The 14,456-nt window shown below is 31.8% G+C and carries 12 protein-coding genes; 8 read left to right on the top strand and 4 right to left on the bottom strand.

Going from position 1 to position 14,456, the window contains the following annotated elements; translation table 11 throughout:
- Window positions 1-105: 105 nt before the first annotated feature.
- The 4 genes from jag to rnpA form a co-directional block, all read right to left on the bottom strand.
- On the bottom strand, window positions 106-741 hold the full coding sequence (gene jag / locus DFR80_RS13375; protein WP_076546017.1) for an RNA-binding cell elongation regulator Jag/EloR: 636 nt from the start codon (window positions 739-741) through the stop codon (window positions 106-108).
- 2 nt (window positions 742-743) lie between these two features.
- A complete protein-coding gene (locus DFR80_RS13370; protein ID WP_076546018.1) occupies window positions 744-1,394 on the bottom strand; it encodes a YidC/Oxa1 family membrane protein insertase in 651 nt (216 codons plus the stop codon).
- 14 nt (window positions 1,395-1,408) lie between these two features.
- On the bottom strand, window positions 1,409-1,618 hold the full coding sequence (gene yidD, locus DFR80_RS13365) for a membrane protein insertion efficiency factor YidD (RefSeq protein WP_076546019.1): 210 nt from the start codon (window positions 1,616-1,618) through the stop codon (window positions 1,409-1,411).
- A 95-nt stretch (window positions 1,619-1,713) separates the two neighbouring features.
- Window positions 1,714-2,043 (bottom strand): ribonuclease P protein component, encoded by a 330-nt coding sequence (gene rnpA, locus DFR80_RS13360; protein ID WP_076546020.1) that lies wholly within the window; start codon window positions 2,041-2,043, stop codon window positions 1,714-1,716.
- A gap of 547 nt (window positions 2,044-2,590) precedes the next feature.
- Here rnpA and dnaA point away from each other — a divergent pair.
- The 8 genes from dnaA to DFR80_RS13320 all read left to right on the top strand — a co-directional run bounded on the left by dnaA (window position 2,591) and on the right by DFR80_RS13320 (window position 13,849).
- On the top strand, window positions 2,591-4,003 hold the full coding sequence (gene dnaA / locus DFR80_RS13355) for a chromosomal replication initiator protein DnaA (protein ID WP_114490274.1): 1,413 nt from the start codon (window positions 2,591-2,593) through the stop codon (window positions 4,001-4,003).
- Between the two features lie 316 nt (window positions 4,004-4,319).
- Window positions 4,320-5,429, top strand: coding sequence for a DNA polymerase III subunit beta (gene dnaN / locus DFR80_RS13350; RefSeq protein ID WP_114490273.1), 1,110 nt, complete (start codon window positions 4,320-4,322; stop codon window positions 5,427-5,429).
- An 86-nt stretch (window positions 5,430-5,515) separates the two neighbouring features.
- Window positions 5,516-5,734: an RNA-binding S4 domain-containing protein gene (locus DFR80_RS13345; protein ID WP_076546023.1), complete on the top strand. Its 219-nt coding sequence runs from the start codon at window positions 5,516-5,518 to the stop codon at window positions 5,732-5,734.
- A gap of 3 nt (window positions 5,735-5,737) precedes the next feature.
- A complete protein-coding gene (recF, locus tag DFR80_RS13340; RefSeq protein WP_114490272.1) occupies window positions 5,738-6,862 on the top strand; it encodes a DNA replication/repair protein RecF in 1,125 nt (374 codons plus the stop codon).
- Window positions 6,863-6,866: 4 nt separating this feature from the next.
- Window positions 6,867-7,127, top strand: a complete 261-nt coding sequence (gene remB, locus DFR80_RS13335) for an extracellular matrix regulator RemB (RefSeq protein WP_073157926.1) — start codon at window positions 6,867-6,869, stop codon at window positions 7,125-7,127.
- Window positions 7,127-9,049, top strand: a complete 1,923-nt coding sequence (gene gyrB, locus DFR80_RS13330; RefSeq protein WP_114490271.1) for a DNA topoisomerase (ATP-hydrolyzing) subunit B — start codon at window positions 7,127-7,129, stop codon at window positions 9,047-9,049. Before remB ends, gyrB begins: the two co-directional genes overlap by 1 nt.
- A 29-nt stretch (window positions 9,050-9,078) precedes the next feature.
- A complete protein-coding gene (gene gyrA / locus DFR80_RS13325; protein ID WP_369862794.1) occupies window positions 9,079-11,685 on the top strand; it encodes a DNA gyrase subunit A in 2,607 nt (868 codons plus the stop codon).
- A gap of 943 nt (window positions 11,686-12,628) precedes the next feature.
- Window positions 12,629-13,849: a sodium:proton antiporter gene (locus DFR80_RS13320; protein WP_114490269.1), complete on the top strand. Its 1,221-nt coding sequence runs from the start codon at window positions 12,629-12,631 to the stop codon at window positions 13,847-13,849.
- Window positions 13,850-14,456: the final 607 nt, after the last annotated feature.

Here is a 14,456-nt window from a genome sequence, read left to right as displayed (position 1 = left end):
GGAAAATCCCTGCTGGGTTAATGATAAAAGCCATTTGCTTCTTTTGTTTTCTTTTTATTGATAGCTGCACCAAATAATGCAGCTCACTATTTATATTAGATAATTTTACTTATCTAATGGTTCTATCATAACTTTACGGTAGGGCTCTTTCCCCTCACTGTATGATTTAACATTTTTATTTTCTTTAAGTTTAATATGAATAATTCTTCTTTCATGTGGTGGCATTGGCTCTAAAACAACTTTTCTCTGTTTCCTTTCTGCTTTAGCAGCCAGTCTCTCTGCCAATCTCTCCAAAGTTTCCTGACGGCGATCACGATAACCTTCAGCATCAAGTAGAACTCTAAAATATTCTTCCAGCTCTTTATTAATATAGATAGAAGTCAAATACTGCATTGCATCAAGAGTTTCTCCTCGATGACCAATAACCAGACCGAGTTCTTTTTCCCCTGTTAAGTTGTAAACAACCTGCTCATCATCACTTTTTTCTCCCATAATTTCAACATCAACATTTATATTGGCCTTATCTAAAAGTTTTTTTAAAAACTCCTTACCTTTTTTTACAGGATCAAAAATTTCTTTTACCTCAACTACAGCATCTTTATTTCCGATTAATCCCAATAAACCTTTACTTCCTTCATCTATAACATTAATCTCAGCATTTTCTCTTGCAATTCCAAGTTCAGTTAGAGCTTTTTCTACAGCTTTTTCGACATTTTTAGCTTCTACTTTTATGCTTTTCATTTTTATTCTGCATCCCCCTTGATTCTGCTAGGTTCTTTAGATAGGAAATACTGCTGACCTACAGTAAATAGGGTTGATGTAAACCAGTATAACAGGACACCAGCAGGTAATGAGAAACCAATAAATACTATAAAGAGAGGCATCAAATACATCATTTTATTGCTTTTGCCTTCTCCACCAGAAATCTTTTGAGTCATATAAGTCTGACCTAACATAACAAGTGCATTTAAAAGAACAATTGCAATGTCTGGCTCAGCCAGTGACCCATTGGTAATAGTTCCTATCCATAAAAAAGCCTCATTTGCCATCTTATCTCCAAGAGCAAAAATTGTCCTATATAAAGGTATTAAAATAGCCATCTGAACGATCATTGGCAGACAGCCAGCAGCTGGATTAACTCCGTGTTCCTGATAAAGTTTCATCATTTCTTCCTGCTGCTTTTCTTTATCCTCTTTATATTCTTCCTGAATTTTTTGCATTTCAGGCTGTATTTCCTGCATCTCTCTCATTGAACGCGTCTGTTTAGCTGTTAAAGGATATAGTACCAGCTTGATTAACAGAGTGAAAATTATAATTGCAACCCCATAATTACCGACAATATTGTAAATAAAATCTAGAGCATATGCCATTCCATTAATTAACCAATCAAACATTTAATAAATTCCTCCTATTCTACCGGATCATATCCCCCGGGATTGAAAGGATGACAGCGCAAAATTCGCTTAAATCCCATCCAACCACCTTTTAAGGCTCCGTATTTTTTTACAGCCTGTCGCGTATATTCGGAACAGGTAGGACGAAACCTACAGCTTTTTGGCGTCCAGGGTGAAATAATCTTTTGATAGATTTTAATTAAAAACAAAAATAATTTTTTCATTTTATCACCTTATTTAACCAGTTTCATAATCATTATCATAATAATTATGTAAATTTAGATAAATAAAATCAATTATTCTTAAACTTTTATGTAATTTAAATTAAATTCATCTTCTTATATAATTTTTTTACATCTTTTTTTAAACTTTGATAGTCAAGATTAACAACTGGTTTACGGGCAATAAAAATTATATCATAACCTTTAAATTCTTTTTCTTTTTCATAATCTCTTATAATTTCTCTTAATCTTCTTTTTAACTTATTTCTAACAACAGCATTTCCAATCTTTTTGCTAACTGACAAACCATAGCGGTTTTTTTTACCTTTTTTGTAATTTAAGCAGTAAATTACCAAATTTCTGGTTGCATATGATTTTCCATTTTCATATACTTTTTTAAACTCCTTATTTTTTTTAAGACTCTCCACCAAATAACCTCCAGCTAAAATAATCCACAACTAAGACAATTTTTTATTCATACATTTAAAATTATATGCTATTTAGACAGTAGAGTCAAGAAGTTTTAGGTTTATCCACAAGATAAATTTTTCAAGGGTTTGTTGATAATTTGTTGATAATCTGTTATTATTAATATGGTTATTTAGGATTATATTTTATTAATTCCTGAGCTAATAGTTAAGATGATATTAACAATCTGTTTATAAAATAATCAACAAAACTATAAATTCTAGTCAAATACAGTAAGTTATCCACAATTTCTTAATTATTTATCCACAAACTGTTAATAACAATCATTCTTTGTGGATATCTTTTCTCTTTTTATTAACAAATTTTTATTTAATTTTTTGATTTAAAAAGTGATTTTACTGCTTTAACAGTAAAGTTTAATTTCATTATTCTGTGGATAACGTCAAATCTTGTCCACAATTTTGTGGATAAACCTTTATTTATCCCCTGTGATTGGGGATAACTTTAACTTAAGTACAATTTTTTTAGAATTACAGGAGGTATTTTATGTCTTTCTCGCAAAAAGAATTAGATCACATCTGGAAAAAAACTTTAGAAAATATAAAAGAAAAAATTACAAATCCCAGTTTTAATACCTGGTTTTCAGAAACTAAAGCAGTAATGACCACCGAAGAAAATCAACTGGTACTTCAGGTACCAAATAATTTTATTCAGGAATGGATAGAAAGTCAGTATACTGATTTAATTGAAGAAATTTTAGAAAACTTGACAGGCAATAAATGGAGTTTAATACTTTTAACTCCTGAGGAAGTTAAAAAGTTTAAAGAAAACAGTAAAAAGAATGCTGGTGATAAAAAAAATGAATCTCAGGAAGTTGAAGTCGTTAAAGAAAATATTGAAGAAGATAATGTAGAATCAGAATTAAAGCAAAATGGCTTTAATCCTAAATATACTTTTGATACTTTTGTTGTTGGTAACAGTAATCGCTTTGCTCATGCAGCCTCTCTTGCTGTTGCTGAAGCTCCAGCAAAGGCATATAATCCTCTTTTTATTTATGGTGATGTTGGTCTTGGTAAAACTCATTTAATGCAGGCTATAGCTCATTTTATTCTTAAAAATAACCCTGACTATAAAGTTGTTTATGTCTCTTCCGAAACTTTTACAAATGAACTTATTAATTCTATTAAAGATGACTCTACTGTTGATTTTAGAGATAAATATCGCAATATTGATATTTTACTGGTTGATGATATTCAGTTTTTGGCCGGCAAAGAAAGAACACAAGAAGAGTTTTTCCATACCTTTAATACTTTGCATGAATCAAATCGCCAGTTAATTATCTCTAGTGACCGGCCGCCAAAAGAAATTCCAACACTGGAAGAAAGGCTCCGTTCCCGCTTTGAATGGGGTTTAATTACCGATATCCAGAAACCTGATTTAGAAACCAGAATCGCTATTTTAAGAAAAAAAGCTGATATTGAAAACCTGACTATTCCCAATGAAGTAGTTATTTATATAGCTAATAAAATTCAATCCAATATTAGAGAATTAGAAGGTGCTCTGGTTAAAGTTATTGCTTATTCTTCGCTGGTTGACAGGGAAATCGATGTTGATCTGGCAAGAGAAGCCTTAAAAGATCTGGTTAATAAAAAGAAAACTGAATCAATCGAAGTAAATATTGAACGGATCAAAAAAATTATAACTGGTGACTATAATTTAAAAATGGAAGATATGGAATCTAAAAAAAGAACTCAAAATATAGCTTTCCCACGACAAATTGCAATGTATTTAAGTAGAGAATTAACAGATTTTTCACTTCCACATATCGGGGATGAGTTTGGAGGGAGAGATCATACAACTGTAATTCATGCTCATAATAAAATTAAAGAGAAAATAGAAAATGAAAATGATTTTAGTAATAAAATTGAAAGACTAATTGATACCATAAAACATGGATAAAATTTAATATAATTATTTTTTTCTCTATAATTTTTATATAAATTAAGCCATTATTTATCTATTAACAAAATCTGTGGATAATTATTAAGTGGGTTGTTGATAATATGTTAATAATTTTAAGTTGTTAATATGTGGATAACTCTTATCCTATCAACTAACATTTTATCTACAGGCAAAATTAGGCTCTCAATAGTACTTAAGGGCTTATCCACATATTCACAGCCCCTACTACTATTACTACTAGTTTTATTAATAAATTAACCATTATTATATATTTTGATTTCTGTTAATAACTTTTTATCTGGAGGGATACACCTTGAAATTTTCAATCAATCAAAAAGATTTATACAATGCTCTTAATATAGTAAGAAGAGCTGTAGCTAAAAATCAAACTTTACCTATTTTGACCGGTATCTTTTTAAAACTTAAAAATAATAAATTAACTTTAAAATCAACAGATCTGGAACTTGGAATTAAATACGACTTAACTGTTAAAGCAGAAAGTGATGGTGCTATTGTATTACCTGCAACTCAATTTTTGAATATTATTCGTGAACTTCCAAATGAAGATGTATACTTAGAATTGAATCAGGATAAATGGCAGCTGCAGATTAAATGTATCAATTCCTTATTTAAAATAAATGGTTATGATCCAGATGAATTCCCTAATCTACCCCAGGTAGAGGAAAGTGCAAAATTCGAATTACCAGCTAATAAATTTAAGGAAATGATAAAAAAAGTAAGAATTTCTACTTCAAAAGATGAAACTCAGCCTGCTTTAACTGGAGCTTTATTTGAAGTAGAATCTGAAAAGGTTAAAATGGTTTCTACAAATACATATCGTTTATCATTTATTGAAGCACCGCTTAAGACTTCAGTTAATGAAAAAATAGCTGTTATTATTCCCGGAACTACTCTTCAGGAATTAAATAATTTACTGGAAGATGAAGGCAGTGTTGAAGTTGAAGTTGACAGTAATTATGCCCGTTTTACTTTTGCTGGAATAGAAGTTATTTCTCGTTTAATAGAAGGAAAATTTCCAAATTATGAGCTGGTTATTCCAGATGAGTCAAATAGTAATTTTTCGGCAGATCTTTCACAGCTGCACGGGGCAGTTAAGAGAGCTTCTTTAATTGCAAAACTGGATGCAAATATCATTACCCTGCAGGCAGATGAAGGGTTAATGGAAATTAATTCAGCTGAGGGAAGTTCAGGCTATGCCCACGAAGAAGTTAAGATTGATCTAGAAGGTCCAGATCAAAAAATTAATATTGATGCTGGTTATTTCATTGATGTTTTAAAAGTATTGGATTCTGAAGAAATAAATATAGAAATGATAGGACCATTAAATCCTCTTGTTGTAAATTCTCAAAAAGATGGGGATAAGTTTATTTATTTAATTATGCCAGTTCGGTCACAATCGTAAAAAAATAATAAAGTGTACTGCTCTGTTGATATGTGGATAGTTATTAATGGGGTACACTTTTTGTAAATTAGGAGGTAATAAATTATATGGAAGAAGTAAAAATAAAAAGTGATACAATAAATTTAGATCAATTTTTGAAATGGGCTAATATTGTAATGAGTGGTGGAGAAGCTAAACACCTAATTCAAGCAGGAGAAGTAGAGGTCAATGGAGAAATAGAATTAAAGAGGGGTAAAACTTTAAAAGCTGGAGATATTGTTAAATTAACAGCTGAAGATAAAAAATATAAAGTAAGTCGGGGATAATTAATGTATTTAGAAAGAGTTCTCTGCCGAAATTTTCGTAATTTTGAAGAGCTGATGGTTGATTTAAATCCAAATTTAAATATATTTTTAGGTGCCAACGGTCAGGGAAAGACTAATTTTCTGGAGTCAATTTATTTAATGGCCACAGCTAATTCGCATCGAAGCAGTATTACTTCGGAGATGATTAGCTGGGATCAGGAAAAAGCACTTGTTCAGTTGCTTTTAAGGCGCAGAGAAGGTAAAATAAAGTTAGCCATGCGTTTAGAAAAAAGTGGACGTCAGGTTGAAATTAATGATAATCCTCTGGATAAAGTAAAAGAACTGTTGGGATATTTAAATGCAGTTTTATTTTCTCCTGAGGATTTAAAACTAGTTAAAGAGGGTCCTTCTCATCGAAGAGAATTTATTGATCTTGAAATTTCTCAGGTAAGCCGCTATTATAATCATCTTTTAAGTAAATATGATCATATTTTAAAACAAAGAAATAATTTATTAAAATCAATTAGAGATAGAAAATCGACTGATAGAGAAATGCTTTCAGTCTGGGATGAACAGCTGGCTGCAGTTGGATCTAAAATTATTTTAAAAAGAATTGAAGTTATTGATAAATTAAAAATTCTGGCTCGACTTTCCCAGCGTAAGATAACTGAGGGAAGAGAAAATTTAGAACTGGAATATGATATTTCTTTAAATAATTTTTCTAATAAACTGGGAGAAGCAGAATTAAGAGAACTTTTTATAGACAGCCTGATTGCAAAACGTGATCAGGAAATATCTCGTGGTTATACAGTAATTGGTCCTCATAGAGATGATATTAGTTTAAAGGTAAATGAAATGGACCTGCGAAAATATGGCTCACAGGGACAGCAGAGAACTGCTGCCCTGGCATTAAAACTGGCAGAACTGGAATTTATGAAATCAGAGACCGGAGAATATCCAGTCCTGCTTTTAGATGATGTTTTTTCGGAATTAGATGGTTTGAGAAGAAAAGCATTAATTAATATTATAGCTGATAAGATTCAGACTATAATTACAGCAACAGATGGAGAAAATTTATCCGGAATTAAAAATAACTCCTATAATGTTTATCAGGTTAAAAAGGGGAGAATAAAAAAGAGGGTGAATTAGACATATGTTTTTACATCTTGGTGATGGTTATATGATCCCATCAAAAGAAGTAGTATTAATTGGTGATTTAGAGAGTACGACTTCATCTGAGATAACTGAAGAATTTTTGGAGATTTCTGATGAAGAAGGATTTATTGTTGATTATTCCGGGGGTAATCCCCGTTCTTTTGTGTTAACAGGAGAGACAATTTATCTTTCAATGATCTCATCTAAGACACTTGGAGATAGAGTTGATAAGTTTACAGAAGAAAATGGGGGATATTGATGGATATTAAGGACAGAAGTAATTATGAAGCAGAACATATACAGGTACTTGAAGGACTGGAAGCAGTACGAAAAAGGCCGGGAATGTATATTGGCTCTACAAGTATAGAAGGACTGCATCATTTAGTTTATGAAGTAGTTGATAACAGTATTGATGAAGCAATGGCCGGTTACTGTACCGAAATATCAGTTGAAATAAAACCTGGTAATGTAATAAAAGTCCAGGATGATGGCCGTGGAATTCCAGTAGAAATTCATCCTAAAGTTGATAAACCAGCAGTTGAGGTAGTTATGACAACCCTTCACGCCGGTGGTAAATTTGGTGGAGAAGGTTATAAGGTTTCTGGTGGTCTCCATGGAGTTGGGGTTTCTGTTGTAAATGCGCTAACTGAGTGGATGGAAGTTGAGATTGCCTGGAAAGACGGTAAGGTTTATAAGCAGAAATATGAAAGAGGTATTCCTCAGCATGAGCTGCAGGTGGTAGGAAGCTGTGATAGTGAGTGTACAGGAACTACAATTGAATTTAAACCGGATTCCTTAATTTTTGAAGAAACAGATTTTGAATTTAGAGTTTTAGCCCAAAGATTAAAAGAGCTGGCTTTTTTAAATAAAGGAACAACAATTAAAATTAAAGATACCCGTCAGGAGGAAGTTGAGGAAGAAGAATTTCACTTTGATGGAGGTCTGGTTTCATTTGTAGAATATTTGTCACAGAGTAAAAAACCAATTCTTTCTGAACCAATTTACATAGAAGATGAAGGTGAAGAAGGATCAATAGAAGTTGCAATTATGTATCATCAAGGATATAATACTTCACTTTATACTTTTGCTAATAATATAAATACAAAAGAGGGTGGAACTCATTTAAGTGGATTTAAATCTGCTACAACCCGTACTTTTAATGATTATGCCCGTAGTAAAAATATTTTAAAAGATGGTGATGATAATCTTAAAGGTGAAGATATAAGAGAAGGTATGATTGCTATTATCAGTGTTAAATTATCTGAGCCACAGTTTGAAGGACAGACTAAAACCAAATTGGGTAATAGTGAGATGAGAGGATTTGTTGATTCTGCTGTTTCTTCATTTTTAAAAACATATTTAGAAGAAAATCCAAAGGTAGGAAAGGCAATCATTGATAAGGCAATCAGTGCTGCTCAGGCAAGGAAAGCTGCCCGTAAAGCCAGAGATTTAACCAGAAGAAAAAGTGCCTTAACATCAACTGCTCTACCGGGTAAACTTGCTGACTGTTCTAAGCGTAAAGCTGATGATACAGAAGTATATATCGTTGAGGGTGACTCTGCCGGTGGTTCTGCTAAACAGGGTCGTGACAGAGAGTTTCAGGCTATATTACCGCTTAAAGGTAAAATTTTAAATGTAGAAAAATCACGTTTAAATAAGATTTTAAATAATGACGAAATTAGAGCTTTGATCACTGCTATTGGTACTGGAGTGGGAGAAGAATTTGATCTAAATAATATTCGTTATGATCGAATTATTATTATGACTGATGCAGATGTCGATGGCGCTCACATTAGAACTTTGCTCTTAACTTTCTTTTATCGATATATGCGCCCTTTATTAGAAAATGGAAATATTTATATTGCACAACCACCTTTATATAAGGTCAAAAAGGGTAGAAGAGAAGAATATGTTTATAATGATAAAGCACTTAAGGAGCTGCTTGAAGAAATAGGAAAAGATAGAGTATCAATGCAGAGATATAAGGGTCTGGGAGAGATGAATCCCGGTCAGCTCTGGGATACAACAATGGATCCAGAAAATAGAATTTTACTCCAGGTAGATATTGAGGATGCAATTATGGCTGATGAAACATTTTCAATCTTGATGGGAGATAAGGTTGCTCCAAGACGTGAATTTATTCAAAAACATGCCCGAGAAGTTAAAAATCTTGATGTATAAATTTATTATAAGTTAAAGGTTGGTGAAATATTTTGGATCAAAAAGCAGCAAGAGTTAAAAAAATTGACATAGATAAAGAGATGAGAACTTCCTACTTGGATTATTCGATGAGTGTAATTGTAGGTAGAGCTTTACCTGATGTTAGAGATGGATTAAAACCTGTTCATAGAAGAATATTATATGCTTTAGATGACTTAGGTATGACTCATACTAAACCGCATAAGAAATCTGCTCGTATTGTTGGGGAAGTACTGGGTAAATACCACCCTCACGGAGATACAGCTGTATATGATACTATGGTTAGAATGGCTCAGGATTTTTCTTACCGTTATATGCTGGTAGATGGCCACGGAAACTTTGGTTCGATTGATGGAGATTCAGCTGCAGCTATGCGTTATACTGAGGCCAGAATGGCTCCAATAGCTTCTGAGATGATGACTGATATCAATAAAGAAACAGTTGATTTTATTCCTAACTTTGATGAATCTCTGGAAGAACCTGAAGTTTTACCGGCTAGATTTCCTAATTTACTGGTAAATGGTACTTCTGGTATTGCAGTAGGAATGTCAACAAGTATTCCTCCTCATAATTTAGGAGAGGTAATTGATGGAGTTATTAAATTAATTAATAATCCTGAAATTACAACCAAAGAATTAATGGGGACTATTAAGGGACCTGATTTTCCTACAGGTGGCCAGATTATGGGGAGAGGTAGTATTTATAAAGCCTATAAAAATGGTCGTGGAAAGTTAACTGTGCGGGCAAAGACCAGAGTAGAGGATCTATCAGTAAATAGAAAACAGATTATAGTAGATGAACTTCCTTATCAGGTTAATAAGGCCCGTTTAATTAAGAGAATAGCGGAGCTTGTTAAGGATGAAAAATTAGATGCTATTTCTGATATTAGAGATGAATCAGATCGTGATGGAATGAGAATAGTAATTGAATTAAAGAGAGAAGCTACTCCAAAAGTAGTTTTAAATCAATTATTTAAGCATTCCAGACTTCAGGTTACCTTCAGTGTAATTATGATTGCACTGGTAGATAAAGAACCCAAAGTATTATCCTTAAAAGAAATTTTAGAACATTACTTAGAACATCAAAAAGAAGTTATCAGACGCCGGACTCAGTATGATCTGGATAAAGCATTAGACAGGGCTCATATCCTTGAAGGATATCGAATTGCACTTGCAAATATAGATGAGATAGTAGAAATGATTAAAAATGCTGATGAAGTTGATACAGCAAGAGTTAACTTAATGGAAAATTATGATCTGTCTGAGACACAGGCCAATGCTATTTTAAGAATGAGACTCCAGAGCCTGACTGGTTTGGAAAGAGATAAAATAGAAACAGAATATGAAGAATTACAGGAAAAAATAACATATTATAGATCAATTTTAGCTGATGAAGAAAAATTATTAGAAATAGTTGAAGAAGAAATTATGGTAATAAAAGATAAATATAATGATGAACGCAGAACTGCAATCATGAATAGAGCCACTGATCTAGAATTAGAAGATTTAATAGAAGAGGAACAGATTGTAGTAACTATGACTAATCAGGGTTATATTAAGCGAATGCCGCTTGATTTATACCGCAGCCAACGTCGTGGTGGCAAGGGTGTAATAGGTATCAGCACCAAAGAAGAGGATTTTGTTGAGAATATCTTTACAACAACCACTCATTATAAATTCTTATTCTTTACCAACCAGGGAAGAGTTTACAGGTTAAAGGGGTACCAGATTCCGGAAACAGGACGTCAGGCAAGGGGAACTGCAATTGTCAATCTCCTGGAATTAGCAGAAGGAGAAAAAATTAATGCAGTGATTCCAGTTAAGGAATTCCCAGAAGATGCCTATTTAATTATGGCCACCAAAAATGGTTTAATTAAAAAGACAGCTTTAGAAGAGTATGATACCAATTATACTGGTCTTATTGCTGTTAATTTGAGAGAAAATGATGAGTTAATAGGGGTTAGAATTATTGAAGAGGATGAAAATATCTTCCTGGTTACCCGTAATGCTAAGGCTATTCATTTTAATGAGGCTGATGTTCGCTCTGTAGGTAGAAATTCTTATGGTGTTAAAGGGATTAACTTAGAAAAAGATGATCAGGTAATTGATATGGGAATAGATTCTGCCGGAGAAGAGCTGCTGGTAATTACCGAAAATGGTTATGGTAAGAGGACTCCAATCTCTGATTATAGAATTCAAAATAGAGCTGGTAAAGGAATAATTACTGCTAATATTACTGATAAAAATGGTAAGCTGGCTGCAGCACGAATTGTTGATGACAGCCTGGAAATGATGGTTATAACTCAGGATGGAATTATAATTAGAGTTCCGACAGCAGAAATATCAACTACAGGTCGTAATACAATGGGAGTTAAAATAATCAATGTTGGTGAAGATGATAGAGTGGTATCTTTAGCCAGAATTAATGATGATATTTTGGAAGTTGAAGATAAAGATGGAAAAAAAGAAGAAAAGGAAGAATTAACTCCAGAAGAAAGAGCAGAAGCTCGTTTTGATAGGATTGTTGAAAAAATAGATAGAGAAGCGGCTGAAAAAGCTAAGGCTGAAGAGCAGGCTAAACAGGAAGCAGAATTGGCTGAAAAAGAGGATGAAGAATAAATAAAATACTAAAAAGTTAATAATAATTTATAGAATCTACAGAGTTTTAAGATGATAATCCCTGGCTAGACAATCTAATTAACTAGAATGTCTAGCTGGGGTTTTTTTGTTTTTAAAAATTGTAATCAGTTTTACTTTCAGTTATAATGATTTATCATAAAATAGAGACAGAATAGAAAAGTTGAGTTAAATACTCATATTAATTTATTAAATTGTTAACTGCTTTACATCATAATATTTTTTATTAGATATAATGTACTCAATAACAATTTAAGAAGTTATAAATAACTAAGACCTATAATTTTATAAAATAATAAGAGGTGATCTAAGATGCTTAAAAAAGTTAAAAATTTTATTTTTGAGGCGGCAGAATTAGAAATGAAGGCTAGAGGATATAGAAAATAATAATTTTGTTGTAAAAGTTTAATTATAATTTTAAAAGAACCTATAATTTTAAAATACTATAAGAGGTGATAAGAATGGGTAAAGTAGAAAAGTTTCTTAATAATTTTGCAGAAGCGACTGTAATGGGATTTGGTCTGGCTAAGAATATTGATAAAGATTCCGATGAATATATCGATTATTTTGGTTAAAATCAATTTATCGTCAATAAGATAATAGATAATAATAATTTAATAATACTATAAGAGGTGATAATTATGAGAAAGTTTGAGAAATTTGTAAATGAATTTGCTGAAATTGCTGCATTTGGATTTGGCATTAAGTCAAACCAAAAAAATAATGATAGTGATGATTATATAGACTATTTTGGTTAAAATTTGATTAAAAAAATATTGATTAATAAATCCTTCCCATAATTTTGGGAGGGATTTTTGATATTCAGGTATTAAATAAAATTATTTAACTTTGAATCTTATAATTATTATGTTATAATTTCATATGTTATTCAAAAAAAGGTTAATTATATTTAGAGGTGATTAAATTGGATGTTCAAATTGTTCATGAAATATTTTTTATGGCTTCCTTGATATTTTTTGGTGGAATGGTAGGCGGTGCTATAGCACAAAAATTTGAATTACCTGATGTTGTTCTTTATCTTTTAGTAGGTATTTTGCTTGGTCCGTATGGGATGAATGTTTTAAATGTGGCAAATGGATCTCTGACTGTTAAACTTATTTTAACAGTAGGAACGTCTTTTATTCTCTATCTTGGTGGTAGGGAGGTTAAAATAAGGGTAATAAAAAGAGTTTGGGTAACAATATTTTTACTTTCAACGATTGGGGTTTTAATTTCTACCTTTATTGTTGGTTATACATCTCATTTATTGTTAGGTATACCTTTTAGCATTGCTCTTTTATTAGGAGCTATAATTTCTCCTACAGATCCAGCAACACTTGTTCCTATTTTTAAACAGTATAAAATCAAAAAGAAGGTCGCACAAACTGTATCCAGCGAGTCAGCTTTTAATGATGCAGTAGGTTCAGTACTGTTTTTTACATTTTTAAATGTGATTACATCAGGACATCTTAGTTTAGAACATAGTTTTGTTCTGTTTCTGAAAGATACCAGTTTTGGAATTGGAATTGGACTTTTAATTGGAATATTTGGTACAGTTCTTATTTCTCAGAGTGATTATGGTTTTCTCAAAAACTTTTCACCAATTATGTCAATTTTTGTAGCTATAACTTCTTATCTGGTTGCTGAAAGTCTCGGTGGTAGTGGATTTATGGCAAGTTTTGTCTCAGGAATGGTTTGTGGTAATAAAGTTTATATAGGAATGAAATGTAATTTAGAAAATAGAAAAGTGCAGGAAACTGTTAATGAAACAACGGGATTAATATTGAGAATGATGATATTTATCGTATTGGGAACAATGATTGATTTTAATATAATTTTTAATCATTTTTGGATTAATTTATTTATTATATTTATTTTTATGTTTGTTGCCCGGCCATTAACTATATTTACTTCTACTTTACCTGATGGTAGAGCTGATTGGCACTGGAATGAAATGCTTTTTATGTGTTGGGTTAGAGAAACCGGTGTGATGCCTGCTGCTTTAACAGGGATGCTGATGGGAATGAATATTCCATATTTAAGTCATATTGTAGGTATAGCATTTATGACTATTATTATTACTTTATTGGTTCAGGCAACTACTACTAATATTGTTGCCGATAAATTAGGTTTAATAGATAAGTAAAACCTTATTTTTAACAAGAACTAAAATAAATTGATATTATTCTTGACATAAAAGTTATTAGATGTTACTATATTACTTGTCGCCGAAAAAGAAGAAATGCTTTTCCGGCCGGCAAAATTATTTTAAAAAGTTCTTGACAAAGCAAAAAGAGCTTGATAAGATAATAAGCGTCGCACAAATAATCTCAATACTTTTTAAGCATTTAAATAAGCTTGAAATAAGAGATTGAAAGAACTTAAAATTTAAAGCTTAAATAATTTTTCTTCTTTATATATAAGAGAAAAAATAAAGCTCTAAAGCAGAGAAAAATCTTTTCCAAAGTTTTTCTAAAAAGTTCTTGACAAAGTGAGGCGGAGTTGATAAGATATTAAATGTCGCTGAGAAAAAACGCGGCAGGAAATATAGAAGAAAACATTGACCACAACGGTCAATTAGGAACCTTGAAAATTAAACAGCAAGCCAACGTTAATATACTTTGAGTGTTAAAACTTAAAAGTAATTATTAGTTTAAAGCTTATATTAAATAATATGAGCCAAATTCAAATTCTTTATACGGAGAGTTTGATCCTGGCTCAGGACGAACGCTGGCGGCGTGCTTAACACATGC

This window comes from Halanaerobium sp. ST460_2HS_T2 (genome assembly GCF_003337665.1).
Classification (GTDB): domain Bacteria; phylum Bacillota; class Halanaerobiia; order Halanaerobiales; family Halanaerobiaceae; genus Halanaerobium; species Halanaerobium kushneri.
Note: the sequence above shows the minus strand (reverse complement) of the source record. Positions and strands in the feature narration are given on the sequence as shown.